The organism is Aurantiacibacter suaedae (assembly GCF_005434915.1).
GTDB lineage: Bacteria > Pseudomonadota > Alphaproteobacteria > Sphingomonadales > Sphingomonadaceae > Alteraurantiacibacter > Alteraurantiacibacter suaedae.
In genome coordinates this window covers 857,001-882,856 of record NZ_SKCG01000001.1, presented here as the reverse complement: position 1 = coordinate 882,856, position 25,856 = coordinate 857,001, and the positions used below count along the sequence as shown (strand labels likewise).

At 63.8% G+C, this 25,856-nt stretch carries 25 protein-coding genes; 11 read left to right on the top strand and 14 right to left on the bottom strand.

Annotation, left to right across the window (positions count from 1 at the left end):
• Window positions 1-33: 33 nt before the first annotated feature.
• The 7 genes from E0473_RS04130 to E0473_RS15455 all read left to right on the top strand — a co-directional run bounded on the left by E0473_RS04130 (window position 34) and on the right by E0473_RS15455 (window position 5,169).
• Window positions 34-681 (top strand): adenylate kinase, encoded by a 648-nt coding sequence (locus E0473_RS04130; protein ID WP_137679556.1) that lies wholly within the window; start codon window positions 34-36, stop codon window positions 679-681.
• Window positions 682-990: 309 nt separating this feature from the next.
• Entirely contained in the window at window positions 991-1,359 is a 369-nt protein-coding gene (rpsM, locus tag E0473_RS04125) for a 30S ribosomal protein S13 (RefSeq protein WP_137679555.1), read from the top strand.
• A gap of 55 nt (window positions 1,360-1,414) precedes the next feature.
• Window positions 1,415-1,804, top strand: a complete 390-nt coding sequence (rpsK, locus tag E0473_RS04120; RefSeq protein WP_047003266.1) for a 30S ribosomal protein S11 — start codon at window positions 1,415-1,417, stop codon at window positions 1,802-1,804.
• A 115-nt stretch (window positions 1,805-1,919) separates the two neighbouring features.
• The gene (locus tag E0473_RS04115) at window positions 1,920-2,975 is read left to right on the top strand and encodes a DNA-directed RNA polymerase subunit alpha (protein ID WP_137679554.1); all 1,056 of its coding nucleotides are present in this window, start codon (window positions 1,920-1,922) and stop codon (window positions 2,973-2,975) included.
• Window positions 2,976-3,093: 118 nt separating this feature from the next.
• The gene (rplQ, locus tag E0473_RS04110; RefSeq protein ID WP_137679553.1) at window positions 3,094-3,513 is read left to right on the top strand and encodes a 50S ribosomal protein L17; all 420 of its coding nucleotides are present in this window, start codon (window positions 3,094-3,096) and stop codon (window positions 3,511-3,513) included.
• Between the two features lie 207 nt (window positions 3,514-3,720).
• On the top strand, window positions 3,721-4,281 hold the full coding sequence (locus E0473_RS04105) for a hypothetical protein (RefSeq protein WP_137679552.1): 561 nt from the start codon (window positions 3,721-3,723) through the stop codon (window positions 4,279-4,281).
• Between the two features lie 93 nt (window positions 4,282-4,374).
• A complete protein-coding gene (locus E0473_RS15455) occupies window positions 4,375-5,169 on the top strand; it encodes a hypothetical protein (RefSeq protein ID WP_137679551.1) in 795 nt (264 codons plus the stop codon).
• On the opposite strand, the gene E0473_RS04095 is transcribed toward E0473_RS15455, so the two are convergent.
• The 13 genes from E0473_RS04095 to E0473_RS04035 all read right to left on the bottom strand — a co-directional run bounded on the left by E0473_RS04095 (window position 5,163) and on the right by E0473_RS04035 (window position 19,800).
• Window positions 5,163-5,798, bottom strand: coding sequence for a trimeric intracellular cation channel family protein (locus E0473_RS04095; RefSeq protein ID WP_137679550.1), 636 nt, complete (start codon window positions 5,796-5,798; stop codon window positions 5,163-5,165). The two genes, E0473_RS15455 and E0473_RS04095, sit on opposite strands and share 7 nt — an antisense overlap.
• Window positions 5,795-6,475 (bottom strand): PepSY domain-containing protein, encoded by a 681-nt coding sequence (locus E0473_RS04090; RefSeq protein ID WP_137679549.1) that lies wholly within the window; start codon window positions 6,473-6,475, stop codon window positions 5,795-5,797. The genes E0473_RS04095 and E0473_RS04090 overlap by 4 nt, the downstream gene beginning before the upstream one ends.
• 42 nt (window positions 6,476-6,517) lie before the next feature.
• Window positions 6,518-6,940, bottom strand: coding sequence for a VOC family protein (locus tag E0473_RS04085; protein ID WP_206663415.1), 423 nt, complete (start codon window positions 6,938-6,940; stop codon window positions 6,518-6,520).
• Between the two features lies 1 nt (window position 6,941).
• Window positions 6,942-7,508 carry a DUF924 family protein gene (locus tag E0473_RS04080; protein WP_137679547.1) on the bottom strand — a complete coding sequence of 189 codons (567 nt, stop codon included), beginning with the start codon at window positions 7,506-7,508 and terminating at the stop codon, window positions 6,942-6,944.
• Entirely contained in the window at window positions 7,505-8,326 is an 822-nt protein-coding gene (locus E0473_RS04075; RefSeq protein ID WP_137679546.1) for a hypothetical protein, read from the bottom strand. Before E0473_RS04075 ends, E0473_RS04080 begins: the two co-directional genes overlap by 4 nt.
• A 4-nt stretch (window positions 8,327-8,330) precedes the next feature.
• Window positions 8,331-9,728, bottom strand: a complete 1,398-nt coding sequence (lpdA, locus tag E0473_RS04070; protein WP_137679545.1) for a dihydrolipoyl dehydrogenase — start codon at window positions 9,726-9,728, stop codon at window positions 8,331-8,333.
• A gap of 112 nt (window positions 9,729-9,840) precedes the next feature.
• Window positions 9,841-11,082, bottom strand: a complete 1,242-nt coding sequence (odhB, locus tag E0473_RS04065; RefSeq protein ID WP_137679544.1) for a 2-oxoglutarate dehydrogenase complex dihydrolipoyllysine-residue succinyltransferase — start codon at window positions 11,080-11,082, stop codon at window positions 9,841-9,843.
• 18 nt (window positions 11,083-11,100) lie between these two features.
• Window positions 11,101-13,941 carry a 2-oxoglutarate dehydrogenase E1 component gene (locus tag E0473_RS04060; protein WP_137679543.1) on the bottom strand — a complete coding sequence of 947 codons (2,841 nt, stop codon included), beginning with the start codon at window positions 13,939-13,941 and terminating at the stop codon, window positions 11,101-11,103.
• A gap of 52 nt (window positions 13,942-13,993) precedes the next feature.
• On the bottom strand, window positions 13,994-14,884 hold the full coding sequence (gene sucD / locus E0473_RS04055) for a succinate--CoA ligase subunit alpha (protein WP_137679542.1): 891 nt from the start codon (window positions 14,882-14,884) through the stop codon (window positions 13,994-13,996).
• A gap of 103 nt (window positions 14,885-14,987) precedes the next feature.
• Window positions 14,988-15,962, bottom strand: a complete 975-nt coding sequence (gene mdh, locus E0473_RS04050) for a malate dehydrogenase (protein WP_137679541.1) — start codon at window positions 15,960-15,962, stop codon at window positions 14,988-14,990.
• 204 nt (window positions 15,963-16,166) lie between these two features.
• The gene (locus E0473_RS04045) at window positions 16,167-18,062 is read right to left on the bottom strand and encodes a putative bifunctional diguanylate cyclase/phosphodiesterase (RefSeq protein ID WP_137679540.1); all 1,896 of its coding nucleotides are present in this window, start codon (window positions 18,060-18,062) and stop codon (window positions 16,167-16,169) included.
• Between the two features lie 122 nt (window positions 18,063-18,184).
• The gene (locus tag E0473_RS04040; RefSeq protein WP_241657323.1) at window positions 18,185-18,502 is read right to left on the bottom strand and encodes a hypothetical protein; all 318 of its coding nucleotides are present in this window, start codon (window positions 18,500-18,502) and stop codon (window positions 18,185-18,187) included.
• Window positions 18,503-18,645: 143 nt separating this feature from the next.
• Entirely contained in the window at window positions 18,646-19,800 is a 1,155-nt protein-coding gene (locus E0473_RS04035; protein WP_241657322.1) for a cell wall hydrolase, read from the bottom strand.
• Between the two features lie 301 nt (window positions 19,801-20,101).
• On the opposite strand from E0473_RS04035, the gene E0473_RS04030 reads away from it, so the two are divergent.
• The 3 genes from E0473_RS04030 to E0473_RS04020 are packed head-to-tail and all read left to right on the top strand — an operon-like array spanning window position 20,102 to window position 22,634.
• Entirely contained in the window at window positions 20,102-20,929 is an 828-nt protein-coding gene (locus E0473_RS04030) for an ABC transporter substrate-binding protein (RefSeq protein ID WP_241657321.1), read from the top strand.
• The gene (locus E0473_RS04025) at window positions 20,926-21,888 is read left to right on the top strand and encodes a FecCD family ABC transporter permease (protein ID WP_137679539.1); all 963 of its coding nucleotides are present in this window, start codon (window positions 20,926-20,928) and stop codon (window positions 21,886-21,888) included. Before E0473_RS04030 ends, E0473_RS04025 begins: the two co-directional genes overlap by 4 nt.
• A complete protein-coding gene (locus E0473_RS04020; RefSeq protein WP_137679538.1) occupies window positions 21,879-22,634 on the top strand; it encodes an ABC transporter ATP-binding protein in 756 nt (251 codons plus the stop codon). Before E0473_RS04025 ends, E0473_RS04020 begins: the two co-directional genes overlap by 10 nt.
• Here E0473_RS04020 and E0473_RS04015 read toward each other — a convergent pair.
• Window positions 22,631-24,787 carry a M3 family metallopeptidase gene (locus E0473_RS04015; protein WP_137679537.1) on the bottom strand — a complete coding sequence of 719 codons (2,157 nt, stop codon included), beginning with the start codon at window positions 24,785-24,787 and terminating at the stop codon, window positions 22,631-22,633. The genes E0473_RS04020 and E0473_RS04015 overlap by 4 nt on opposite strands.
• A 295-nt stretch (window positions 24,788-25,082) precedes the next feature.
• On the opposite strand from E0473_RS04015, the gene E0473_RS04010 reads away from it, so the two are divergent.
• Window positions 25,083-25,628, top strand: coding sequence for a cysteine hydrolase family protein (locus E0473_RS04010; RefSeq protein WP_137679536.1), 546 nt, complete (start codon window positions 25,083-25,085; stop codon window positions 25,626-25,628).
• Window positions 25,629-25,856: the final 228 nt, after the last annotated feature.

Genomic DNA, 25,856 nt, shown 5'->3' with positions numbered 1-25,856 from the left:
CGTGGGGTTGCTCCGGTTAGTGAGGGGGCTTTCGTGAACATTATTCTTTTGGGGCCTCCGGGCGCGGGTAAGGGCACTCAGGCGGCGCGTCTGGTGGCCAAACATGGCATGCGCCAGCTTTCCACGGGCGACATGCTCCGGGCAGCCGTGAAGGCGCAGACGCCTGTTGGGCTCGAAGCCAAGGCTGTGATGGACCGCGGCGAGCTGGTGTCCGACGCTATCGTCTCGGCGCTGATCGACGAAGAGCTTGCCTCAATGGGGGCAGATACCGGCGCGATCTTCGACGGCTATCCGCGTACCGGCGCGCAGGCCGAAGCGCTCGATGCGCTGCTCGCCAAGCACAGCCGGAAGCTCGACCATGTGATCGAGCTTGAGGTCAACGAAGACGCTCTGGTCGAGCGCATCACCGGCCGGTTCACCTGCGCCAATTGCGGCGAGGGCTATCACGACACGTTCAAGCAGCCGAAGGCCGAGGGTGTTTGCGACAAGTGCGGCAGCACCGAGTTCAAGCGTCGCCCAGACGATAACGAAGAAACCGTGCGCACGCGCATGACCGAGTATCGCGCCAAGACCGCGCCGATCCTGCCGATCTATGACGCGCGCGGCATTGTCACGCGTATCGACGGCATGGCCGACATCGACGAGGTCAGCGAGTCGATCGAGCGGGTTCTCGCCAGCTGAAGCAGGTGCGGGCCGCGTGTTTTGACGCGGGCCCGCGCTTGGGGTATATATCCGACCAACAGAGCGCTTCGCGTCTTGCGGGTCCGGAACATTCCGGCGACCCTTCATCTGCTGTTGACGTACTCCGCGAATCACCCTATCTGCGCGGTCCATTCGTCTCATTCGAAATGATCGGTTGCGGGGCGGGCTCCTTTCAAGGTTGTCCATTTCCCAGTCATTTGATTTTCGGGCAGGCGATAATTGCAGCTATGAGATAGGGGCGCCGCGGCCTTGGCAACGGAGTTACCCCTGTGGAGCATGGAGAAGTAAGTGGCTCGTATTGCAGGGGTAAACATCCCCACCAACAAGCGTGTTATCATCGCGCTTACCTACATTCACGGTATTGGTCCGACGACCGCCAAAGCGATTGCGGAAAAGCTGGGCATCGATGCCTCGCGCCGCGTTCAGGATCTGACGGACGCCGAGGTCCTGCAGATTCGCGAAACGATCGACGGCGAATATACGGTTGAAGGTGACCTTCGTCGCGACACCGCTATGAACATCAAGCGCCTGATGGACCTCAAGTGCTATCGCGGCCTGCGTCATCGCAACGGCCTGCCGGTGCGCGGCCAGCGCACTCACACCAATGCCCGCACCCGCAAGGGCAAGGCCAAGCCGATCGCTGGCAAGAAGAAGTAAGCTAGGCTTTTAGCCCAAGCTTTTCCCTTCTGTCCCAATACGAGGAATCAGAACAATGGCACGCGAACCAGGCCGTATCCGGCGCCGCGACAAGAAGAACATTTCGAGTGGTGTTGCCCACGTCAACGCCAGCTTTAACAACACCATGATCACCATCACCGATGCGCAAGGCAATGCGATCAGCTGGTCCAGCGCCGGCATGATGGGCTTCAAGGGCAGCCGCAAGTCGACTCCCTATGCCGCTCAGGTTGCTGCCGACGATGCCGGTAAGAAAGCTGCCGAGCATGGCGTGCGCACCCTCGAGGTGGAGATCAAGGGTCCGGGCTCGGGCCGTGAGAGCGCGCTGCGTGCCCTCCAGGCCGTGGGCTTCACGATTACCTCGATCCGCGACGTAACCCCGATCCCGCACAACGGGGTCCGGCCGTCCAAGCGTCGTCGCGTCTGATCGAACTTGTGCCCCGTGGCAGGGCCTCCTGCCACACCACACTTTTTCGCATCGGCCGCGGCGCTCTCCGGCGTTCGCGGCCTTTGCCGCCAATACGAACCTTTAGGGGAAGTCCATGTCCGTCAACATGAAGAACTGGCAGGAGCTGAAGAAGCCCAACACCCTCGAGATCAAGGAAGGCGGCGACAAGAAGCGCAAGGCCACCTTCGTCGCAGAGCCGCTTGAGCGCGGCTATGGTCTCACGCTGGGCAACGCCCTGCGCCGCGTTCTTCTTGCCAGCCTTCAGGGTGCCGCCATCACCTCGATCAAGATCGAGAACGTGCTGCACGAATTCTCGAGCCTGGCTGGTGTGCGCGAGGATGTCACCGACATCGTCCTTAACGTGAAGCAGATCGCGCTGAAGATGGAAGGCGAAGGCCCCAAGCGGCTTCAGCTTTCGGTCACCGGCCCGGCCGAAGTCACCGCCGGCGACATCGCCGTCACCGGTGACATCGAAGTGCTGAACAAGGATCTGGTGATCTGCCACCTCGACGAAGGCGCGACGCTCAACATGGAGCTGACCGCTGACACGGGTAAGGGCTACGTCCCCGCCGTGCAGAACCGCCCGATCGATGCTCCGATCGGTCTGATCCCGGTCGACTCGCTCTATTCGCCGATCAAGCAGGTCAGCTACAAGGTCGAGAACGCCCGCGTCGGCCAGGAACTGGACTACGACAAGCTCTCGCTGACCGTCGAGACCGATGGCACCGTGACCCCGGAAGATGCCGTGGCCTATGCCGCGCGCATCCTGCAGGATCAGCTCACGCTGTTCGTCCACTTCGAGGATGGCATTCCGCAGCCGCAGTCGGCGATGATCGGCGTTGCTGCCGAGCCGCAGGAAAGCGACACCAACCAGCTCAACCGTTACCTGCTCAAGAAGGTCGATGAGCTGGAGCTTTCGGTGCGTTCGGCCAACTGCCTCAAGAACGACAACATCATCTACATCGGCGATCTGGTCCAGAAGACCGAAGCCGAGATGCTGCGCACGCCGAACTTCGGTCGCAAGTCGCTCAACGAGATCAAGGAAGTGCTCTCCAGCATGGGTCTGCGCCTCGGCATGGACATTCCTGGCTGGCCGCCCGAGAACATCGAGGAAATGGCCAAGAAGCTCGAGCAAGAGCTGCTGGGCTAACCAGTTACGGCCTCCGGTGCGATCCGGGGGCCGATTATGGGGCAAGGTGGCACCCCTGAAGAGCCACCGGGATTGGGGTACCTCACACGGCCCCCCTACGAACTGAAGGAAGACAATTATGCGTCACGGTATTTCCGGCCGTAAGCTTAGCCGCAAGTCGCAGCACCGCACCGCGATGTTCCGCAACATGGCGGCGGCTCTGGTCAAGCATGAGCAGATCCTCACCACCCAGGCGAAGGCCAAGGAACTTCGCCCCTACGTCGAGAAGCTGATCACCCTCGCCAAGAAGGGTGGCCTGTCGAACCGTCGTCTGGCCCACGCTCGCATGATGGACGACGCGCAGGAAAAGAAGCTGTTCGACGTTCTGGCCGAGCGTTATGCCAACCGTGAAGGTGGTTATACCCGCATCATCAAGGCCGGCTACCGCGCCAGCGACGCCGCTCCGATCGCTTACATCGAGCTGGTCGACCGCGACGTCGAAGCCAAGGGCCAGGATTCGGGCCCGGTGCTGACCGAGGATGAGTACGAGGACGCGTAAGCGCTCGTCGTCTCAGCGACATATACATGAAGGGGCCGGGCAGAGATGCGCCGGCCCCTTTCTTTTGGCTCTCTGTACCGGTGTTCATGTTATGCGTTGAAAAGCTGAACGGCAGCTAACGCGCAAGTTCAGTCCCGTCTCACTGTGGCTCGCTTAGACCTTGGGTATCGGAGGCCATCGGGCCTCAACCACCCGAGGAGAAGCCAGATGACCGCCATTTCCAAAGCTCTCGCCAAAGGCGCTGTTGCCACCGTGGCGGCAGGCGCGATGGCGATGGCTGCTGCCAGCCCTGCCGCCGCGCAGGAACGCTATCGCCACAACGACCGTGATCGCGGTGGCCTCTCGACCGGTGAGATCATTGCCGGTGTCGCCGTGCTCGGGGGCCTTGCCGCCGTGCTTGCCTCCTCGCGCAACAACCGTGATCGCGACTATCGTTACAATGGGCGGTACAATGATCGCCGGGGCTGGAATGACTATCAGCGCACCGCCGACAGGGCGATTGACCAGTGCGTCCGCGCGACCGAGCGCCAGGCGCGCCGGTGGAGCGGCAGCCGTGCCGAAGTTACCGATATTCGCGACATCGACCGGAACCGGCGCGGATTTGAGGTGAAGGGCAGGATTGCGGTGCGTGACGATTATCGTGGGCGTGGCTGGGACCGGGCGGGTTATCGCGGTCGCAACGATCGCTGGGACGAGGGCCGTTTTACTTGCCGTGTGAGAAACGGCCGGGTGGTCGATGTGGACTTCCGCGGCATTCGCGGCCTGTAATCAGTTGTCCATGGGCGGGGCAGGGCGGTTCAGGCTGGCGACAGTCTGAGCCGCCTAGTCTCCCAGAGATAGCCTCCTGGAGGAGTTGCCCGCATGATCCGTCTGTCTGCCGCCGTGACCTCGCTTGCCGCGCTGGCCATGGCCGCCTCGCCAGCAAGTGCTCTGGACCTGCCAGCATCGCCTGGGCTTGGCCAACATGCGGACCCGGTGATGCATATGAAGGCGCAAGGCTGGGGCTATGATCGCTACGATAGGTATGACCGCTACGACCGTTATGATCGCTATGATCGCTACCGGCGCCACCGTGATCGCGGCATAGGCACGGGCGACGTGATCGCCGGTGTGCTGGTGATCGGCGCGATTGCCGCTATCGCCAGCTCCGCCTCCAAACGTTCGCGTGAGCGCTACGACGAACGCTATCCACGCCGCACGTCTGCCCCTTCAGACTATCGCCGCGACAGCCGCAATTCCGACAGCGGTATCGATCGTGCGGTCGATATGTGTGTCGATCAGGCCGAACGCGGCTCAGCGCGGGTCGAGAGCGTCGATGACGCCTCGCGTAGGGCCGATGGCTGGCGGGTGTCGGGCCGGATGTCGGATGGTCAGGATTGGAACTGCTGGATCGACAACGATGGTCGCCTGCGGTCACTCGATTTCGGCGCTGGTTATGCCGACCTTGGCAATGGGGCCGGTTACCAATCCGCTGCCGCCATTGGGCAGTTGAGCAACGAGGCCTACACCCGCGCGCGCGCCGCTACGCGCTATGGCGGCTACGAGGCCAGCGGCGACGACACAGATGCCGATAGCGGCGCAATCGACGGTGATCTCGCCAGTGTCCCGGCGCCTGCCTATCCTGGCGGTCCGCTGCCGGGAGAAGAGCGCTACTGAGGGGGATCAGCCTCGGGCTTGCTGGCTCGGGTGTAGGCTGGCAGTTGCAGGCTCCACATAAGGGCGGCGGCGCGCATTGTGAAGCCGACCACCGAGCCGACTAGCAGCGCCAGCGTCTCGTCAATACCGCACAGCATCATAATCGCCGCCGTCACGGCTGCCAGTGCCGATGGGGTGACATAGAGGTCCGGCCGCATCAGGATCGAGGGCACGCCTGCCACCACGTCGCGCAGCATCCCGCCCGCGCAGCCCGTAATCACGCCGAGGATCATCGCGGGCACCGGTTCGACCCCGTAGGCGAGCGCCTTGCCTGCGCCCAGCGTCGAGAAGGCGGCCAGGCCGGCGGCGTCGGCCCATTCGAGTAAGCGGCCTTCCCACAGTTTGGCCGGGGTGATCCACACGGCCGCCGCGCTGATCAGTATAATCGGCGCGACCAGCGGATCGACCAGCCAGAACACCGGCGCATCGAGCATTACGTCTCGGATCGTCCCGCCGCCGACTCCGGTGAGCAGGGCGAAGAAGCAGGCGGTGACGAAGGTCTGGTTAAGCTGCGCGGCCAGCAAGGCCCCCGACAGCGCAAACACGGCGATGCCGCCGAGCGAGAGCAGGGGCAGCAGAGGATCGATCATGCCCGCCCCCCAAAGCGGGGCTTGGCCTTGCGCCGGCGGAACATCAGGACGCAGCCCAGCAGCGCCCCGATCACGGCGAGCGCGGCAAACACCGTCAGCACCGGGTGCGAAGTATCCTCGCGCGCTTCGAGATCCATAATGTGCAGGCCCCACATGAAGTCATAAAGGCGCCACCAGCCCGTGCGCACGGCCACGATCTCGCCGGTACTGGAGCGCATGTAGATGTTTGTGCCATCGGAGAAATGGGCCTGCCAGGCGTCGAACGGCGCGCGCAGGTCCATCGGCGAGACATCGGCGGGGACGTAGGTCACGCTTTCGAGCTTACCGTCGCCCGCATAGGCCGCCTCGGCTACGCGCTGCGCTTCGCTTTCGATCAGCGGTGGCAGCACCTCGCCAGTGCGCGCCGAATAGCGGTAGCGACCGCCATCGGCCTCGGTAACGAGCCACGCGGGGCCGTCGACCTGCTGGACCAGCGAAATGGCGCTCGCCTCGTTCAGGCTGTCGGCGGGGAACACCAGCCCGCGCGGGTCGATCAGCGGAGCCTCGGTGCGCAGGTGCTCGCCGCGCACTTCCTCTATCGGATACAGTGTCATCACCAAGCCGCTGATGCACCACATCAAAATCGGCACGCCCACCAGCCAGCCAAGCCAGATGTGCCAGCGAGCGAATTTCAGCATGAGATTGCGTCGAGCCATGGCGGCGCGCCCTACACGAAAGTGCTAGGAGGTGGCGAACAGTTTTGAACGGTCCGCAAAGACCTTCATCTCGATGGCATTGCCAGAAGGATCGGTAAAGAACATCGTCGCCTGCTCACCGGGCTGTCCCTTGAAGCGGATATAGGGCGCGATCTTGAAATCCGTGCCCGCTGCGGTGAGGCGGTCGGCCAGTTCCTGCCATTGCTCCATGCCCAGCACGAGGCCGAAATGCGGCACTGGCACGCCATGCCCGTCGACCGGGTTTTCATGCGCATCGGAACGCTTACCTGTCAGGTGGGCGACAATCTGGTGGCCGTAGAAGTCGAAATCGACCCACTGCTCGCTGCTGCGGCCTTCGGGGCAGCCCATCACGTCGCCCCAGAATGCGCGGGCTGCGGCAAGGTCGTGGACCGGAAAGGCAAGGTGAAAGGGGGAGAGTTCGGCCAAATCAGAAGCCCATCGGATGATCGTCGAGGAACTTGTACTCTTCCGCAGTGGTCGCGCGGCCCAGCGCCTCGTTGCGCGCGGGATAGCGGCCGAACCGGGCGATCACCTCGGCATGACGACGGGCAAATTCCTCACCCTCGGCAAGGCCTGCCTCGTGCATCAGCGTGATGGAGCGTTCGACATCGGCAAGATCTTCGGAGTGCATGAACGGCATATAGAGAAACATCTTCTCCGCGCCCGTCATCCCGTGATCGAAATTCCTGTCGAGAGCCTCTCGCGCAAGCGCCAGCGCCGCCTCATCCTGGGCATAGGCGCCGGGATCGTCACGAAACATGTTTCGGCTGAACTGGTCGAGCACGATGATCGCCGCGAGTATGGTTCGCGGATCGTCGTGCCAAGCGGTTGGCACCTCCTTGGCCAGTTCACTGTGGAGCGGGCCGAAGCGCTGCTCGATCTTCACATCGATTGCGTCATCCTGCGCGAAGCGCTTGTCGGCCGGAACCTCGCCAAGCCAGAAGCCAAGCACCTCGGAGGCTGCATCTGTTGGATCGGAGAGGGAAACGGTCATCGGCGTACTCCTTGCGGCCATGCGAGCGCCACAGCGTAGCCGATTACCGGGGCCGCACCATAACCGATAAGCGGCGTGGGGTAATTGTTCACCACCGCCATGACGGCGAAACCGAACAGCGATCCGGCCAAGGCAAACCGTTCGGCGCGCGTGCCGGGGCCGGTCAGTAACATCAGCGCGAACGACGCCAGCAGGCAGACCAGCAGCAACAGCGCGCAGGGGCCGCTGTCACCCGCCGCCTGCACGAGCACCCGCTCGACAAAGGCGACGGCGGGCAGTTCGCCGTGGAGGCCCGCATAGATGGTGGCGAAAAAGCCGAGCACGGCGATGACGCCCACGCGCCAGTCCTTAATGACATGGTGTAGCGCGACCGCAGCAATGGTGATGGCAAAGGACGCTCCCGCATCCGGTTGCAGCAGTGCGGCGAACAGCGCAGACGCGAGCATCCAGTGCCCGTAGTGTAGATCCTGGGCCGCCAATCTCGCGAGCAGGGGCAGAACGAGCAGCCCGCTGTTGAGCGCCACCGGGCCAAACGGGAGCCAGCGGGCGATGCCGTTCATGGTGGGCCCGGTGGCGAGTGGCAGGAGCAGTAGCGCCACGCAGATAGCGGCTGCGATCCGCTGCGTTGTGGTGGTGGCCAGCCTTTGCGAGGCGCTCACCAGCAGAACCAGCGCGGCCACCAGCGACGCGACGGTAATCGCGAGATACGCACCGGGCGCGCCAAAGCTCGCCATATAGGTGAGCCCGGCCAGCACCGGGAGCGCAAGCGCCAGCAGCGCGGGCAGTCGGGCGGTGACGTGCTCGCGGGCGCTGATCACGAGATCACATGTGGATCGGCTTGCCGCGCACCGCCATGGCCGCTTCCTTGATCGCCTCGGAATGCGTCGGGTGGGCGTGGCAGGTGTAGGCGATGTCTTCGCTGAGCGCACCGAATTCCATCGCCTGCGTTGCCTGCGAGATCATCGTGCCCGCCACCGATGCGATGCACCAGACGCCCAGCACCTCGTCGGTTTCGGCATCGGCGATCACCTTTACGAAGCCATCGGGCTCGTGGTTGGTCTTGGCGCGGCTGTTGCCGAGCATCGGGAACTTGCCGACCTTGATCGCGCCGCGCTCCTTGGCCGCTTCCTCGGTAAGGCCCACGCCTGCAAACTCAGGCATGGTGTAGACGACGCCGGGGATCAGGTCGTGATTGACGATGCCGATCTGGCCCGCAATCCATTCGGCCACGGCAATGCCCTCGTCCTCGGCCTTGTGCGCGAGCATCGGGCCGGGAACCACATCACCGATGGCGCGAACGCCTTTCACCTTGGTGCGGAACTGGCCGTCGACCTCGATCTGGCCGCGCTCGTTGGTTTCTAGGCCGATGGCCTCGAGGTTCAGGCCCTCGGTGTTCGGACGCCGCCCGATCGAGACGAGCACGCAATCGGCCTCGATCACTTCGGCCTCGCCGCCAGCGGCGGGCTCGACGCTAACCTTGGCGTTCTTGCCCTTGACCTCGACCCCGGTGACCTTGGTCGACAGCTTGAGCGTCATGCCCTGCTTCTTGAAGATCTTGGCCGCTTCTTTGCGCACGTCTCCGTCCATGCCGGGCAGCAGCTGGTCAAGGAATTCGACCACGGTGACTTCGGCCCCGAGCCGCCGCCAGACCGAGCCCAGCTCCAGCCCGATCACGCCGCCGCCGATGACGACCATCTTCTTGGGGACAGCAGGCAGGTCGAGCGCGCCGGTGCTATCGACCACCACGCCCTTGTCGTTGTCGATCTCGACACCGGGCAGGGGGGTGACAGAGGAGCCGGTCGCGATCACGATGTCCTTGGCAGAGTGGCTCTCGCCATCGACCTCGACGGTGTGTTCGTCCGTAAACTTGGCGTGGCCATTCAGCCAGGTCACCTTGTTCTTCTTGAACAGCATCTCGATCCCGCCGGTGAGTTGCTTGACCGCATCGCGGCGCTGGCCGTGCATGGAATCGAGATTGAGCTTCGGGGTCACCTCGACGCCCATCTTGGCCATGGTGCCATTGGCGGCGGCGTCGAAATACTCGCTGGCGTGAAGCAGGGCCTTGGAGGGAATGCAGCCGACGTTAAGGCAGGTGCCGCCCAGGGTGGCGCGGCTTTCGACGCAGGCGACCTTGAGGCCCAGCTGCGCGGCACGGATCGCCGCCACATAGCCGCCGGGGCCGGCACCGATCACGATTACGTCGAAGTCATAGTCTGCCATGTTTACTCCGCTCATCCAGAGCTTTTCGAAGGATTGCTCTTACTTCGGTCTTGCCGCTCCCGTTACAAGGCCAGGGCTTAGATAGCCCAGCCCAAACGGGAGCGAGGTAGTCTTACAAGTCGATCAGCAGCCGGGTCGGATCCTCGATCGCTTCCTTGATCGTTTTCAGCGCGGTGACAGCCTCACGACCGTCAATGATGCGGTGATCGTAGCTGAGCGCGATGTACATCATCGGGCGGATCACGATCTCGCCATTACGCACGACCGGACGATCCTCGATCCGGTGCAGGCCGAGCACGGCCGACTGCGGCGGGTTGATGATCGGGGTGCTCATCAGGCCGCCGAACACGCCGCCGTTGGAGATGGTGAAGGTGCCGCCCTTCATCTCGTCCATGGTCAGCGTGCCGTCCTTGGCCTTGCCGCCATATTCGGCAATCGCCTTCTCGATGCCCGCAAAGCTCAGCTGGTCGACATTGCGCACCACCGGCACCACGAGGCCGTTGGGGGCCGACACCGCCACTGAAATATCGACATAGTCGAAATAGACGATCTCGTCGCCATCGATCTGCGCGTTGACCGAGGGGAAGGTCTTCAGCGCCAGTACCGAAGCCTTCGAGAAGAAGCTCATGAAGCCGAGCTTCACGCCATGCTTCTTCGCGAAAACATCCTTGTACTTCTCGCGCGCCTCGATCACCGCCGTCATGTCGACGTCGTTGAAGGTGGTGAGCAGCGCGGCGGTGTCCTGCGCGCTCTTCAGGCGCTTGGCGATGGTCTGGCGCAGGCGCGTCATCTTCACGCGCTCTTCCTTGCGCTCGCCGCCGGTAGCGGGAGCGGCAGACGGCACATTCGCGGTGTCGGCAGGCGCAGCGCCACCAGACTTGGCCTTGGCCGCGGCCAGCACATCTTCCTTGGTCAGGCGGCCATCCTTGCCGGTGCCTTTGATCGTGGTCGGATCGAGCCCAGCTTCGAGCACCGCGCGGCGCACAGCAGGCGACATGGTCGGCGAGCCATCGGGCAGCGCTTCCATTTCTTTCTCGCTGGCCTTTTCGGCCGGGGCTTCCTCAGACTTTGCTGCCGGAGCAGGCGAGGTCGAGGGCGAAGGGGCCGCACCGCTGCCGCCTTCGGAAACGGTCGCGATCACCGCGTCCACTTCTACCGTATCGCCCACGGCGACGATGTGCTCGCCCATCACGCCCGCAACGGGCGAGGGCACCTCGATGGCGACCTTGTCGGTTTCGAGGCTGGCAATAGGCTCGTCCTGCGCCACGGCATCGCCGGGCTGCTTGAGCCATTCGCCAACGGTTGCTTCGGTGACGCTTTCGCCCAGCACGGGCACTTTGACTTCGATGGTCATGGTCTTTGGTCTCTCAGCCTAGTTGGTGCCGCGCTTTTCGGCGCACTCTGTCGCGGTCTTGCCGCGGGTGGATAGTCCCAGGGCGACCGACACCAGCGCTTCCTGCTGCGCCTGATGGCGCTTGGCATAGCCGGTGGCGGGCGACGCAGCCACTTCGCGCCCGGCATAGCTTGGGCGCATCCCCTTGTGCCCGGCGGCGGTCAGTGCCTCTTCGATCTTGCTCTCGACGAAGAACCAAGAGCCGTTGTTCTTCGGCTCTTCCTGACACCACACCACCTCTTCGAGGTTGGTCATGCGCTGCATGCGCGTCGCGAGCGGTTCGCCGGGGAAGGGGTAGAGCTGCTCGATGCGCACGATCGACACGTCGTCGACGCCCTCTTCGTCGCGCTTGGCCATGAGGTCGTAGGCGACCTTGCCCGAGCAGAGCACCAGGCGGCGCACCTTCTTGTCGTCGACTTGCTTCTTGTCGGAGAGAATCCGCATGAAGTGAGCCTCGCCGGTGAACTTGTCCTCGTCGCTCTTGGCCATCGGATGGCGCAGCAGCGACTTCGGCGTCATGATCACGAGCGGCTTGCGGAACGGACGCAGCATCTGCCGGCGCAGCACGTGGAAGTAGTTCGCCGGGCTGGTGATGTTGCAGACCTGGATATTGTCGTTCGCGCACAGCTGCAGGAAGCGTTCGAGACGCGCCGAGCTATGCTCCGGACCTTGCCCCTCGAACCCGTGCGGCAGCAGCAGCACGAGGCCATTGGCGCGCAGCCACTTGGCTTCGGCAGCGGCAATATACTGGTCGATGATGATCTGCGCGCCGTTGGCGAAGTCGCCGAACTGCGCTTCCCACAGCACCAGCGTCTTGGGGTCGGCCATCGCAAAGCCATATTCGAACCCGAGCACGCCATATTCGCTGAGCGTGGAATCGTAGACCTCGAACTTGCCGTGCGGCAGGTTCGACAAGGGCACATATTTCGCCTCGGTCTTCTGGTCGATCCAGATTGCATGGCGCTGGCTGAAGGTGCCGCGGCCCGAATCCTGCCCCGACAGACGCACACCAAAGCCCTCGGTAACGAGGCTGCCGAAGGCGAGCGCCTCGGCTGTCGCCCAGTCGAACCCGCTGCCGGTCTCGAACATCTCGCGCTTGGCATCGAGCACGCGTTGCAGCGTCTTGTGGATCGTCACATCCTCGGGGACGGTGGTCAGCGTGCGGCCAAGATGGTCGAACAGCTTCTTGTCGATCGCGGTGTCGATGTTGCGGCGCGCGTGCTCTGGGTCGGCAGGCTTGTGTAGCCCGCTCCAACGGCCGGCGAACCAGTCCGCCTCGTTGGGCTTGTAGCTCTGCCCGGCCTCGAATTCCTCGTCGAGACGCTTAGTGAATTCTTCGCGCATAGCCGGCGCGGTGCCTGCTTCGATCACGCCTTCGGCCTTCAATCGCTCGGAGTAGATTTCCGACACGCGCGGATGCTGCTTGATCGCCGAATACATCAGCGGCTGGGTGAACATCGGCTCGTCACCCTCGTTGTGGCCGAAGCGGCGATAGCACCACATGTCGATCACGATGTCGCGCTTGAAGGTCTGGCGATATTCGACCGCCAGCTTGCAGGCAAAGGTCACGGCCTCGGGATCGTCGCCGTTTACATGCAGGATCGGGGCCTGCACGCCCTTGGCGACGTCGCTCGGATAGGGCGAGTTGCGGGCGAACTTGGGGCTGGTGGTGAAGCCGATCTGGTTGTTGATCACGAAGTGGATGCAGCCGCCGGTATCATAGCCGCGCACGCCGGAAAGGCCGAAGCACTCCCACACCACGCCTTGGCCCGCGAAGGCCGCATCGCCGTGAATCAGCACGGGCAGCACCTTCTGATGCACGCCGAGATCGTCGTGAATCGCCTGCTGCGCCCGCGTCTTGCCGAGCACGACCGGGTCGACCGTTTCGAGGTGCGAAGGATTGGGCACGAGGCTCATGTGGACCTTGATCCCGTCGAACTCGCGGTCGGTGCTGGTGCCGAGGTGATACTTCACGTCGCCCGAGCCGCCGACATCGTCGGGATTGGCGCTGCCGCCCGAGAACTCGTGGAAGATGACCTTGTAAGGCTTGGCCATCACGTTCGCCAGCACGTTTAGGCGGCCGCGGTGCGCCATCCCGTAAATGATCTCGCGCACGCCGGTGCTGCCGCCATACTTGATGACCGCTTCCAGCGCCGGGATCATCGCCTCGCCGCCATCGAGCCCGAAGCGCTTGGTGCCGACATACTTCTTGCCGAGATACTTTTCGTATTCCTCGCCGCGGATCACCGCTTGGAGGATCGCCGTCTTGCCTTCGGGCGTGAACTGGATCGTCTCCTCGGGGCTTTCAAAGCGTTTTTGCAGGAAGCGCCGCTCCTCGGTGTCGGCGATGTGCATGTATTCGAGGCCGACATTGCCGCAATAGGTCTTGCGCAGCGCCTTGTAGAGGTCGCCTACCTTGACCCATTCGAACCCGAACGCGCCGCCGACATAGACTTCCTGATCCTCACGCCCGGCAAAGCCGTGGGCGGCGAGCGACAGCTCTTCTTCTTTGTCGCGGTGGGTGAGGCCCAGCGGATCGAGCGTGGCTGCCATGTGCCCGCGCACGCGATAGTGCCGGATCAGCATCATCGCCTGGATCGAATCGTTGGCCGCAGTCTCGATGCTCTTGGCATCGACCGGTTTGCCCGCGTCCTTGGCCGCCTTCTCGACCGACAGCTTCATCGCCGTCGGGTCGAGGCCCGCGGTCAGGTCGCTGCCGTCGTCGGCAAGCGGCCAGCGCGGGTTGGCCCAGCTCGGCCCTGCCTGGGCCCCGCCCTGGTCGGGCATTTCGGGAAGCAAATTCAACGGCTCATCACCCATGGCAGGGACCTTCACACAACTCTTCGTCAACCATAACCCTTACGGGTGGAACTCAGGCGAGTTCCTTGAGCAGGGCATCCAAAGTAATACCGAGTTCGCTGGGCGAGGGGCTGACACGAATGCCGGCCGCTTCCATCGCGGCGATCTTGTCTTCCGCGCCGCCCTGGCCGCCCGAGACGATTGCGCCCGCGTGGCCCATGCGGCGGCCCGGAGGGGCGGTGCGCCCGGCGATGAAGCCGACCATCGGCTTGGAGCGGCCCTTAGCGGCTTCCTGCTTGATGAACTCGGCCGCTTCTTCCTCGGCGCTGCCGCCGATTTCGCCGATCATGATGATCGACTTGGTCTCGTCGTCCGACAGGAACAGGTCGAGCACGTCGATGAAGTTGGTGCCGTTGACCGGGTCGCCGCCGATGCCGACAGCCGTGGTCTGGCCGAGGCCGACCGCGGTGGTCTGGTGCACGGCTTCGTAGGTCAGCGTGCCCGAACGGCTGACGACGCCGACGGAGCCCTTCGAGAAGATCGAGCCTGGCATGATGCCGATCTTGCACTCGCCGGGGGTAAGCACGCCGGGGCAGTTCGGCCCGATCAGGCGCGACTTCGAGCCCTGCAGCGCGCGCTTCACGCGCACCATGTCGAGCACGGGAACACCCTCGGTGATGGCGACGATCAGCTCGATTTCGGCCTCGATGGCTTCAAGGATCGAGTCGGCGGCGAATGGCGGCGGGACGTAGATGACCGAAGCGGTCGCGCCGGTTTCGGCCTTGGCTTCCTTTACGGTGTCAAAATTCGGGAGGCCGAGGTGCGTGGTGCCGCCTTTGCCGGGGGTCACGCCTGCAACCATCTGCGTTCCGTAGTCCAGCGCTTGCTGGGTGTGGAAGGTGCCGGTGTTGCCGGTCATCCCCTGGGTGATGACCTTGGTGTCTTTGTTTACGAGGATGGACATTCGTCGTTCCTTTTTCTTCGGGCGGCTGTGCAGCGAGGGCTGGAATTCCGCCCGAGAGAGAGCTTGCGAACCCCGGCGGGGCCGGGGCTCACGGAGGGAAGTGTCAGGCGAGGCTCGGCTCGAGCCCCTTACAGGCCACCAGCAGCTCTTCGACCGCGTCGACCGAGACCTTGAGGTTGGCTTTTTCTTCGTCCGACAGTTCGATCTCGACCACGTCCTCGATGCCATTGGCACCGATCACGGCCGGAACGCCGACGTAAAGCCCGTCAACGCCATACTTGCCTTCGACGTAAGCCGCGCAGGGCAGGATACGCTTCTGGTCGCCAAGGTAGGCTTCGGCCATCGCGATCGCACTGGTGGCGGGCGCATAGTAGGCCGAGCCGGTCTTCAGCAGGCCAACGATCTCGCCGCCGCCCGAGCGGGTGCGGGCCACGATCTCGTCAAGCCGCGATGCATCGACGCCCTTGATCTTCGCGAGGTCGTGCACCGGAATGCCGGAGATGGTGGAATAAGAAAGCACCGGCACCATGGTGTCACCGTGGCCGCCGAGCACAAAGGCGTTCACGTCCTTCACCGAGACGCCGAATTCCCAGGCAAGGAAGGTCGCGAAGCGTGCCGAGTCGAGCACGCCAGCCATGCCGACCACCTTGTTGGCGGGCAGGCCGGAGAATTCGCGCAGCGCCCAGACCATCGCGTCGAGCGGGTTGGTGATGCAGATCACGAAAGCGTCCGGGGCGTGGGTCTTGATGCCTTCGCCCACGGCCTTCATCACCGAAAGGTTGATGCCGAGCAGGTCGTCACGGCTCATGCCGGGCTTGCGCGGCACACCAGCGGTGACGATGATCACGTCGGCCCCGGCAATATCGGCATAGTCGTTGGTGCCGGTGATCGAGGCGTCGAAGCCTTCGACCGGGCCGCACTGGCTGAGATCGAGCGCCTTGCCCTGCGGCATCCCTTCGGCGATGTCGAACAGGACGATGTCGCCCATTTCTTTCTTCGCTGCGAGGTGAGCGAGGGTGCCGCCGATCATGCCGGCGCCGATAAGGGCGATCTTCTTGCGTCCTGCGTTCTGGGCCATCGGGTGTCTTCGTCCTTTGCCTTTCGAGGGGCGCACTCCGAAATATCATGACATTGCCCTGCGCCCGGCCGGGGCAATGCCTTTCGTGGGTGGTGCGTTAGGCCTGCCCAAAGCCCATTGCAACAGCGAAAGCGGCCCTCAATTGGCTTATCTTTGCAAACACTTCGCAGTATCAAGAACTCAGCGCGCGAGGCTGGCCGAAGCCTAGAGCGCGATGTCGAAATGGTTCAGGTTTTCGGCCTCGCGCGCAAGCAGTTCTTGTGCCCCCTGCGCGGTGACGGCGCGGCTATAGTAGAAGCCCTGGCCCAGCGTGCAACCCGCGCGGCGCAGGCTTTGCGCCTGCTCAAGCGTCTCGATGCCCTCGGCTACGATTTCCATCCCGAGCTTGCGGCCCATGCCGGCCACCGCGCGAATGATCGCATCGCTGTGCGCGCCCACCTCAGGGCCGCACACGAAGCTGCGGTCGATCTTGATCTTGTCGAAGTGATAGCGGTGCAGGTAGCTGAGCGACGAGTAGCCGGTGCCGAAGTCATCCAGCGCAAAGTGGACCTGCGTGCGCGCAAGATCGTCCATGAACCGCCGCGCATGGACGTTCTCTTCCAGAAAAACGCTTTCGGTCACCTCAAGCACCAGCCGGCTGGGTGCGAGGCCCGCCTGACGCAGCGCGTGCAGGATGCCCAGCGCCGCGCCGGGCGCGCGCATCTGGGTCGGCGAGAGGTTGACCGCCAGCTTGACGTGTTCGGGCCAGGTCGCAGCGGCACGCGCCGCCTGCGCTGTCACCCAGTTGCCAAGCGTAATGATCTGACCGGTTTCTTCGGCCAGCGGAATAAATACCTCGGGCGAGATCTGCCCCTTCTCGGGATGCGTCCAGCGCACCAGCGCTTCGAAACAGCGAATGCTTCCAGTGTCTAGATCGATCAGCGGCTGGAAGTGGACTGCCATCTCCCCGCGCATGATAGCGGCTCGCAGGTCGCGCTCCATCTCCTTTCGTTCTGCGCGGCGGCGGCTCATGTCGGGGACGTAGAAACAGCTCAGTCTCTTTTCCTCCTTGGCCTGCATCAGCGCGATATTGGCGGCCTGCATCAGGTGCGAAACCGTGGCGGAATCCTCGCCAAGGATGGCGACACCGATAGCCGTGCCAGCTTCCACCACCGCAAAGTCGAGCCTCACCGGGCGGTTGAGGCGGTCGCTGACACGGTTGACCAGTTGCTCGGCATTGGCGCGCGAGGCCACCGGCACGGCAAGCAGGAACTCGTCGCTGCCGAACCGCGCCAGCACCGCGTCGTCGGGAGTGCAGGCGCGCATTCGCCGGGCCATTTCGCACAGCAGCTTGTCGCCCGCGGCATAGCCCTGGCCTTCGTTCACGTCGCGCAAGCGATGCAGGTCGAACCACAACAAGGCGATACGCTGATCGGGGCCGTACTTCACCCGCAAGTCTTCGAGCGCATGGTGGAAGCCGTCGCGGTTGAGGAGGTTGGTCAAGCCATCGTGCAGCGCGAGGAAATGATATTGCTCGCTGACGTCCTTCCGCTCCTGCGAAATGCGCACGATGTTGCACAGGTTGCTGTAAATGCTCTGCGTCAGCGTATCCATGGTGATGGCGAGGCCGGGCAAGGTCAGCGCCAGGACGAGCATCCCTGGCGTGCCGAGATAGAGTGCCGCCAGAATTATGGGAATTCCGACCAGGCCCATGTGGAGGCGGGCATAGAAAGGCCGGTTAGCGCAGCGCACCGGCATCCCCGTGGCATAGGTCAGCGAATAGGCGAGGGCGAGCATCGCCAGATGGTTGTCTATCTGGAGAGCCAGCGCGAAGGCTCCGAACAGGCCGATGTTCGTCGACATAATCGCTTCCGTCCCCAACACCACCGGCGCCAGGCGCTTGCGCACGATGGAGCGGCTGGTAGCCGCATAAAGCAGCGCCAAGCCAAGCCGGATAGTGACGAGGACGGTCATCGCAACCGCCAGGGCAAACAGCAACCGCGAGCCGCTCAGCAGCGCGCCGGTCCAGACGATGGCAAGGTTGGCCCCGCTGGCGAGAACCAGGCCCAGGTGCGGCGCGAAATCGCTGTCATAATTGCGCCGACCAAGGGGCGGCAACATGTCGCTTTCGGGCGCTATGGTTTCGACGCTCTTTGCCAAGGTATTCTCCGACCTTCGGAGGTTTTAGCGCCACATCTCGTTTAGAAACCTTAAGATATCCATGCGTAGTGTTGACGGGTCAATCACATGGGCGTGCTTGTTTGCGGCCGGAAGCGAGCAAGATCGTGCGCCAGCCTCCGATCGAGATTGGCGCAGACATCGCGCCAGGTGGCGAAGCCTTCCATATCGCCGCAGATCGCAGCGCTTTCGGCTGACGCATGGGCCACCTTGGCTGCGCCCAGACCGTGCTGTGCGAACAGGTCCAGCGCGCGGCGGAAGGAGGCATCGCCTGCGCTGCTGCTGGCGCGGTTATCGTTCGCCGCTTCGCTTTGCAGACGCAGAACATGCGAGGTCGAAAGACGCCTGCGCGAGAGACTGGGGACGGCGAGACGGATCGACATGGCTGGTAGCGCTTTCGGCTGGAGTTACGTCACCGCTGTCTTGCAGCAGCCTCTCGGCTAGGACGACAACCTTAATACCGGGTATCCAGAAATGGTTTCCGCGTTCTTAACTTATAGCTAGCGAAGCGTTGGCGGCCGCGCGATCAATCGGGCTTGGGCTCTTCGCGCCAGCTGCCGCTGCGCGCATACTCGGCGCGGATTGCGCCACCGCCGGGCAACCGGGAACCCTGCGCTGCAGCCGGAATGGCACCGGGTGCGCGGCGATCCTCGGCCATTGCGGTTGGTTGTGCAGGCTTCGCGGCAAGATCGTGACCGGGCTGGAAAGCGCTGCTATCGGGCAGGGGGTTTTCCATGACGAGCGGGCTGGCCGGATCGGGGGCGGCCCCGCTGTCAGCCTGCGCCATCAGCGCAGCGGTGCGGCCCGGCGCTGGTTCGCCGCCCAGATAGCGCCCGGTAAAGGCTCGGCTGGTCCCCGCCGCGCCGCGCCAGCGATAGAACTGGTGCGCGCCGATCACCGCCACCTCCGTGAGGCTGTCGGCCCAATAGGGGTGTACCGCAAGGGTGTGATAGTGCGTGGCGAGCCCCACCGGAGCGTAAACCGCGCCTGCGAGCGCTTGCCGCGCGATCCGGCTGGCGCGGCCCCACATGAAGGCCGAAGGCTGGCGCCCCAGCGAACCGTCGCAGGTGAAGGTGAACTGACATCCGGTGCTGCGCTGCGACCCCTGGAACACGACTCCGCACACGGTTGAGGGATAAGACGGATGCGCCAGCCGGTTCAGCACCACCTGCGCCACGGCGCGCTGGCCGGCGTCGGATTCGCTGGCCGCTTCGTAATAGATGGCCTGCGTCATGCATTGCTGGGCGCGGGCCTGATCGGTTAATGAGCCCGCTACGCGCAGAGAGCGCGCTGCGGGGCCGGCGATGAAGGCACTTGCGGTGCCTTGCCCAAGCGGCGCAGCAGCCTGGGGCGCAGCTGAGAGGCCCGGCTTTGCCTCGCCTGTCTGCGGTGCGTCTTCAAGGTAATAGAAGGCCGATCCGGGAAAGCTTTCGCCGGGTGTCTCGAAGCCCATAGGCGCGATGGTAGCCGCCGCTGCATTCGCCGATGGCATGGTCAGCCCCTGCAAGCCGCCGGGCAGAGCCAGCGCCGGCACGGCTACCGCAGCCGCCAGCACGCCAGCCTTGCGTATAGAACGCCTGCCCCTGCCGCTTTGCGCCAGCGAGCGCGCCGCGCGCACGCGCGTGATCCGGTCGCGGAAATCGGGCAGCGACTCGTCGGGAAGGATGCAATTGGCGCGCATTGTGCCCCCTTAACGGCAAATGTTTGCCAGGACATTGACACAAGTTCGGCCGTCTACAATCGGGACACGGCGACCGCAATTGATGAAATTTCGGCATTTTGTCGATTGCCGCCGGGGCAAGCCGTTGCTAGCTCCTAGCCGCGACAGCCAGAAGTTTGGGCACTGAAGGCTGCCGGTCGCGATGATTGTCCGAAGGTGACGCCAGGCGCATATGCTGTTTTCAGGCTCACCAGGGGGGCGCGACGGCTGAGGGGGCCGCGCGTGGGAACGGCATGTTTGCGCAAGGCGGCTATAAGAACTCGTGAGCATAATCAGAGCATTTTCTGGCGCATGGTTGGTTCTGTCGATTGCCGCCTGCAGCGCGCAGCCTGCCGACAGAAGCGCGGAAGGTCGCCCTACCATCGTCAGCCTCAATCCGTGTAGCGACGCCATTCTTGCCGAGCTCGCCCCGCCCGAGCAGCTGCTGGCCATTTCGCACTACAGCAATGATCCCGCCGCGACTTCAATGCCTGCGGAGCAGGTCGCCCGCTATCGTTCGACGTCCAGCCGCGCCGAGGAGATCATCGCGCTCGCGCCTGACCTCGTGGTGACGGACCGCTTCCTGCCTGCGCCCACCCGGCGCGCTCTCGAACAAAGCGGTATCGTGTTGTTCGACCTCGACATCGTGAGCACGGTCGACGACAGCTTGGCGCAGGTGCGCGCCTTGGCCGACCTCGCCGAACGCCGGGAAGAAGGGGATGCGCTGGTTGGCAGGATGACCGAGGCGTGGAATGAAAACACGCCCGGTCGCAACGCGCCGATCAGCGTGCTGTTGTGGCAGGAAGACGGGATCGTGCTCGGACCCGATAGCCTGGCCGCCGCGCTGCTCGAACATTCTGGATTTACGCTGGCACCGGATGCGCAGGGGCTTGGCTATGGTCAATATCTGCCGCTCGAACAGGTTTTGGCCGATCCGCCGCAGCTCCTCCTAACCTCAGGCACAACGCGGGCCTTGCAGCATCCCGCGCTCGATATTCTGAACGGCACGGTGCGCGCGCAGCTCGATCCCGGCCTGCTGTATTGCGCCGGGCCGACGATCCCGCGTGCGCTGGCGCGGCTTCGCCAGATCAGGGAAGGGTTCTCGCCATGAGGCTGGTGCCGGGGCTCCTTTTCGCCATCGCGGTTGCGCTGGTGGCATCGCTTTTCGCTGGGCGGGTCTGGGTGGATCCGGCAGCCATGCCCAATGCCTATATCATCCTTGCCGAACTGCGTTTGCCGCGCAGCGTGCTGGCGCTGGTGATCGGTGGCGGGCTTGGCGCGGCGGGTGCCGGAATGCAGGGATACCTGCGTAACCCGCTGGCCGATCCCGGCCTGTTCGGCATCGCTCCCGGCGCGGCGTTTGGCGGCGTGCTCGCCTTGTCGACCGGCGGGGGCAATCTTGGCGCGCTGACCGTGCCGGTCGGAGCCTTGCTGGGAGCCGCAGGGGCCATGGGCCTGCTCTCGCTGCTGGCGGGCAGAACGGCAGGCGTGACGCTGTTCACGCTCGCCGGATTGATGATTTCCAGCCTCGCCGGTGCCTTGACGTCGCTGGTGATTACGCTGGCCACCAATGCCTTTGCCCTGGCAGGGATGATGAACTGGCTGATCGGCGCGCTGACCGATCGCAGTTGGCAGGATGTGGCCATAGCCACCCCGCTGACTTTGGTGGGTGTGGGCCTGCTTTATGGCGCGGGCCGTGCGCTCGATGCTCTCACGCTGGGGGAAGAAGCGGCCCGCTCGCTTGGCATCGATCCGCAAGCGCTGCGCTGGCTGATGATCATGGGCGTGGCGTTGACCGTGGGGAGCGGGGTGGCGGTTGCCGGGGTGATCGGCTTCGTCGGCCTGATGGTGCCGCATCTGGTGCGACCCTTCACCGATCGCGCGCCCTCGTCGCTGATCCTGCCAAGCGCGTTGGCAGGCGCGTTGCTGGTTTTGGTGGCGGACATTGTCTGCCGGATGCTGCCGCTGGTCAACGAGCTGAAACTCGGGATCGCGCTCAATTTGCTGGGCGCCCCGTTTTTCCTGCACCTGCTGCTCAAGATGCGGCGCGGGAATTCGCCATGGAGCTGAGCACGCGCGTCGTCACCGTCATGCGCGGAGATCATGCGGCCTTGTCGCAGGTGTCCCTCGCGCTGAAGCCGGGAGAGCTGGTGGCGATCTGCGGGCCCAACGGTGCTGGCAAGTCCACGCTGCTTTCGGCGCTGTCGGGGCTGGAAATGCCCGAACTCGGCGCGGTCTTCCTGGGCAAGGACTTGCTGCAGATGATCGCGCCGCGCGAACGCGCGATGCAGATCGGCTACCTGCCGCAGACGGGCGAGATCGCCTGGGACATGGCCGTGGCGCGGCTGGTTTCGCTGGGCCGCCTGCCACAAGGTGACAGCGAAAGGGCTAACGGGCTGGCCGCCATCGAAAATGCGCTGGCCACCTGCGACCTCACCGCCTTCACCGAACGCTCTGTCTCAAGCCTCTCGGGCGGAGAGCGTGCGCGCGTTCTGCTGGCGCGGGTTCTGGCGGGCGAGCCGCGCTGGCTCCTCGCCGATGAGCCGCTGGCCGCGCTCGATCTGGCGCATCAGCTGCGGCTTCTGCGGGTGCTGCGCGGCGTAGCGGACGAGGGGCGCGGCGTGGTGCTGGTGCTGCACGATCTTGCGCTGGCGATGAACCACACCGACAGGGTTATCGTACTCCATGACGGGCATGTGGCCGCCGATGGCAAGCCCGAGCACGCTCTTTCCAGCAAGGTGCTGGCGGATGTCTGGGGTGTCGACGCGCGCTGGATCGGCGAACCGGACCAGCGCGCGCTGACGATCAGGCGTTAATCGGTCAGACCGAGCGATTCGAGCAGCGGGCCGACTTCCGGATCGTGCCCGGTGAAGTCGCGGTACATCTGCTCGTAGCTGTTCGAGTGCCCCTGGCCGAGGAAGGTGGCGCGGATATGGTCGCCATTGGCGCGCGTCATCCCGCCGTTATCCTCGACCCAGGCATAGCCATCCTTGGCCAGCATGTTGGTCCAGGTGTAGGCATAGTAGCCTGCCTGATAGCCGTGGCCGAAGATGTGCCGGAAGTAGGGCGTGTAGTAGCGCGGCGGCACCAGATCGGTGCGCAGGCCCAGGCTTTCCAGCGCCTCACGCTCGAAGCCGACCACGTCGCTGGGCGCTTCGCCCGGTGCGAGCGAGTGCCACTTCATGTCGAGCAGCTGCGCGGTGAGCAGCTCGCCGAAGTCATAGCCCTGGTTGAACTTGCTGGCCCGGTCGATCGCCTCGACCATCTCCATCGGAATCGTCTCGCCGGTCTGCCAGTGCTTGGCATAGTTCTGCAACACCTCGGGCACGGCGGCGAAAGGCTCGTGGAACTGGCTCGGGAACTCGACCCAGTCGCGTGCGGTATTGGTGCCCGAAAGCGACGGATACTGCTGATCGGCGAACATCCCGTGCAGCGCGTGGCCGAACTCGTGGAAGGTGGTGGTCACGTCGTCCCAGGTCATCAGCGCGGGCTGGCCGGCTGCGGGCGGGGCCACGTTAAGCGTGTTGGCGATCACCGGCTTCAGGCCAAGCAGGTGGCTCTGTTCGACGAAGTTGTTCATCCATGCGCCGCCGCCCTTGCTGTCGCGCTGGAACGGATCGAAGTAGAACAGCGCCAGTTCGCTGCCATCGGCATCGAACACGGTGTAGACGCTCACGCCTTCACGATAGACGGGGATGTCGGTGCGCTTCTCGAAGGTCAGCCCGTAAAGTTTGTTGGCCATGAAGAACACGCCGTCTTCGAGCACGCGGTCAACCACGAAGTACTGCTTGATGGCCTCGTTATCGAGCGCGTAGCGCTCCTGCCGGATCTTTTCGGCATAGTAGGGCCAGTCCCACGGCTGCACGGTGAAATCGCCGCCTTCGCGTTCGATCATCGCGTTGATTGCGGCAGCCTCGCGCTCCTGCGTGGCGCGCAGGGCGGGGACCATCTCTTCCATGAAGCCGATGGCGCGCTCGGGCGTCTTGGCCATGCGATCGTACATCTGCCAGGTGGCATAGTCGGGCGTGCCGAAGATGCGCGCGACCCGCGTGCGCAGTTCCACCACTTCGCGGATCATGTCGACCGTTTCGTTGTCGCCGGCATAGTTGCGGGTAGAGTTGGCGCGATACAGCCGCTCGCGCGTGGTGCGGTTGTTCAGCTGCGAGAGTAGCGGGTGCGAGGTGGTGTTGGTCATCGCCAGCACATATTTGCCGGGCATTCCGGCTTCCTCGGCAGCGGCTGCGGCGGCAGCGATCTGGCCTTCGGACAGGCCTGAAAGCTCCTCCACCGTATCCACCGTCAGCGCGGCATCGGCCTGGCCTTCGGTAATCCGCTGAGGGATCTGCGCGCCCAGTTCCGAAAGGCGTCCGTTGATCTGCTTCAGCTCGGCCTTGGCCGCATCGGAAAGCAGCGCGCCATTATGCACGAAATCGGCATAGGTCGTCTCCAGCAGCATGGCGTCTTCGCGGATCATGCTCATGGCGGCGCGGTTGTCGTAGATCGCCTTCACGCGGGCGAACAGCTTGGGGTTGAGATAGATCGCATCGCTGAGCGCGGCACGCTGCGGGGCCAGCGCCTCGTCGGCAGCGGCGAGCGTATCGTTGATGTCGGCCGAGACCTTCTGGTCGAAGGCGGCGGTGGCGCGGGAATAGACCTGCCCGGTGCGCTCCATCGCGACGATGGTGTTCGAGAAGGTCGGCGGCTCGGGGTTGTTGGCGATCTGCTCGATCTCGGCGATCTGGATCGCAATCGCTTCCTCGATGGCCGGCTGATAGTCGGCGTCGCTCAGCGCGGTGAAATCGGGCGCGTGGAAGGGCAGCGTGCTCAGCTCGGCAAAGGCGCTGGTGGCTTCAGGAACCCCGGGAGCGGGGGGCGAGGAGGCAACATCCATGGGGGCGCTATCCGGAGTGGTGGCACAGGCGGCGGTCATAATGGCCAGCATGGAACTGGCGAGCAAACGGGTTTTCATGGAGTGCGAACCTCGGATCTGGTGAATTCATTTCGTATGAAACTGGAGTCATAGCAGGGCGGGGCTGGGGGGCAAGGGGAGGGGCGCGGGGGAATGTGCGACTGTATCAGAACCCGAAGCCGGCATCTTTCACCGATTGATCGAACTACTTTCAATTGCGCGCATTTGGGCAGCTGGCGCACTTCGATTCGGCTGATATCCGCCATCAAGTGGCTCCCTGAGCGACAGGGGAATGGAACATTGAAAGGCTATCCCGCTTTAGATCTTGCCGACATATTTTTCTAAAGGAGCTGTCATGAGCAAGCGCGCCCTGGTCGTAGTCGACCTCCAGAACGAATATCTTCCCTCCGGCAAGGTGCCGCTTGAAGGCATTCACGATGCCATCGCCAACGCTACCGAAGTCCTCGCGCATTTTCGCAAGAGCGGGGAGACGCTGGTACATATTCGCCACGAACTGACGGCTGACGCACCGATGTTCGTGCCAGGCAGTGACGGCGTGAATATCGTCCCCGAAATGAAGCCCGAAGGTAACGAACCGGTCGTTACCAAGAATTACCCGAACGCCTTTCGCGACACTGATCTTAAGAAAATCCTCGAAGAGAATAGCGTCAAAGAGATCGTGTTCATCGGTGCGATGAGCCATATGTGTATCGCCGCTTCTGTCCGCGCCGCGGTCGATTTCGGCTACAGCGCCGTCACCGTGCACGATGCCTGCGCCACTATGGACCTTGAGTTCAACAACACGAAAGTTCCAGTCGCGCAGGTGCACGCGGCGAACATGGCGGCGCTGGAGTTCGCCTATGGTGAAGTCGTCTCAACCGATAAACTACTCGCGAGCTGATTTTTCTCCCTTTCGATTGTCGCCAGATAATGACCAGCGGTCGTCCATGGATGAGGCGACCGCTGGTAGCCGGTTCCTGTTCGAGACCGAACGGTCCGCAAACCGCCCACCTGCACACACTGCGGTTTTTGCAAACCTTCGGACCGGCACACCAAGCCTGCTAGCCTCGTGTTGACGCATGGGAACAGTTAGGGAACACTGGCCTTATCTGTCACGTGCCCTTTCAGG

Excerpts from the sequence above, each read along its gene's own strand:
- sucD (WP_137679542.1), bottom strand. The coding sequence starts at position 14,884 with ATGTCCATCCTCGTAAACAAAGACACCAAGGTCATCACCCAGGGGATG.
- E0473_RS04020 (WP_137679538.1), top strand. The coding sequence starts at position 21,879 with ATGGAGCTGAGCACGCGCGTCGTCACCGTCATGCGCGGAGATCATGCG.
- E0473_RS04095 (WP_137679550.1), bottom strand. The coding sequence starts at position 5,798 with ATGATCGATCCTCTGCTGCCCCTGCTCTCGCTCGGCGGCATCGCCGTG.
- E0473_RS04045 (WP_137679540.1), bottom strand. The coding sequence starts at position 18,062 with ATGTTGCCGCCCCTTGGTCGGCGCAATTATGACAGCGATTTCGCGCCG.
- lpdA (WP_137679545.1), bottom strand. The coding sequence starts at position 9,728 with ATGGCAGACTATGACTTCGACGTAATCGTGATCGGTGCCGGCCCCGGC.
- E0473_RS04080 (WP_137679547.1), bottom strand. The coding sequence starts at position 7,508 with ATGACCGTTTCCCTCTCCGATCCAACAGATGCAGCCTCCGAGGTGCTT.
- odhB (WP_137679544.1), bottom strand. The coding sequence starts at position 11,082 with ATGACCATCGAAGTCAAAGTGCCCGTGCTGGGCGAAAGCGTCACCGAA.
- E0473_RS04015 (WP_137679537.1), bottom strand. The coding sequence starts at position 24,787 with ATGAAAACCCGTTTGCTCGCCAGTTCCATGCTGGCCATTATGACCGCC.
- rpsK (WP_047003266.1), top strand. The coding sequence starts at position 1,415 with ATGGCACGCGAACCAGGCCGTATCCGGCGCCGCGACAAGAAGAACATT.
- E0473_RS04105 (WP_137679552.1), top strand. The coding sequence starts at position 3,721 with ATGACCGCCATTTCCAAAGCTCTCGCCAAAGGCGCTGTTGCCACCGTG.
- E0473_RS04060 (WP_137679543.1), bottom strand. The coding sequence starts at position 13,941 with ATGGGTGATGAGCCGTTGAATTTGCTTCCCGAAATGCCCGACCAGGGC.
- E0473_RS04010 (WP_137679536.1), top strand. The coding sequence starts at position 25,083 with ATGAGCAAGCGCGCCCTGGTCGTAGTCGACCTCCAGAACGAATATCTT.
- E0473_RS04035 (WP_241657322.1), bottom strand. The coding sequence starts at position 19,800 with ATGCGCGCCAATTGCATCCTTCCCGACGAGTCGCTGCCCGATTTCCGC.
- E0473_RS04115 (WP_137679554.1), top strand. The coding sequence starts at position 1,920 with ATGTCCGTCAACATGAAGAACTGGCAGGAGCTGAAGAAGCCCAACACC.
- E0473_RS04040 (WP_241657323.1), bottom strand. The coding sequence starts at position 18,502 with ATGTCGATCCGTCTCGCCGTCCCCAGTCTCTCGCGCAGGCGTCTTTCG.
- rplQ (WP_137679553.1), top strand. The coding sequence starts at position 3,094 with ATGCGTCACGGTATTTCCGGCCGTAAGCTTAGCCGCAAGTCGCAGCAC.
- E0473_RS04025 (WP_137679539.1), top strand. The coding sequence starts at position 20,926 with ATGAGGCTGGTGCCGGGGCTCCTTTTCGCCATCGCGGTTGCGCTGGTG.
- E0473_RS04090 (WP_137679549.1), bottom strand. The coding sequence starts at position 6,475 with ATGCTGAAATTCGCTCGCTGGCACATCTGGCTTGGCTGGCTGGTGGGC.
- E0473_RS15455 (WP_137679551.1), top strand. The coding sequence starts at position 4,375 with ATGATCCGTCTGTCTGCCGCCGTGACCTCGCTTGCCGCGCTGGCCATG.
- mdh (WP_137679541.1), bottom strand. The coding sequence starts at position 15,962 with ATGGCCCAGAACGCAGGACGCAAGAAGATCGCCCTTATCGGCGCCGGC.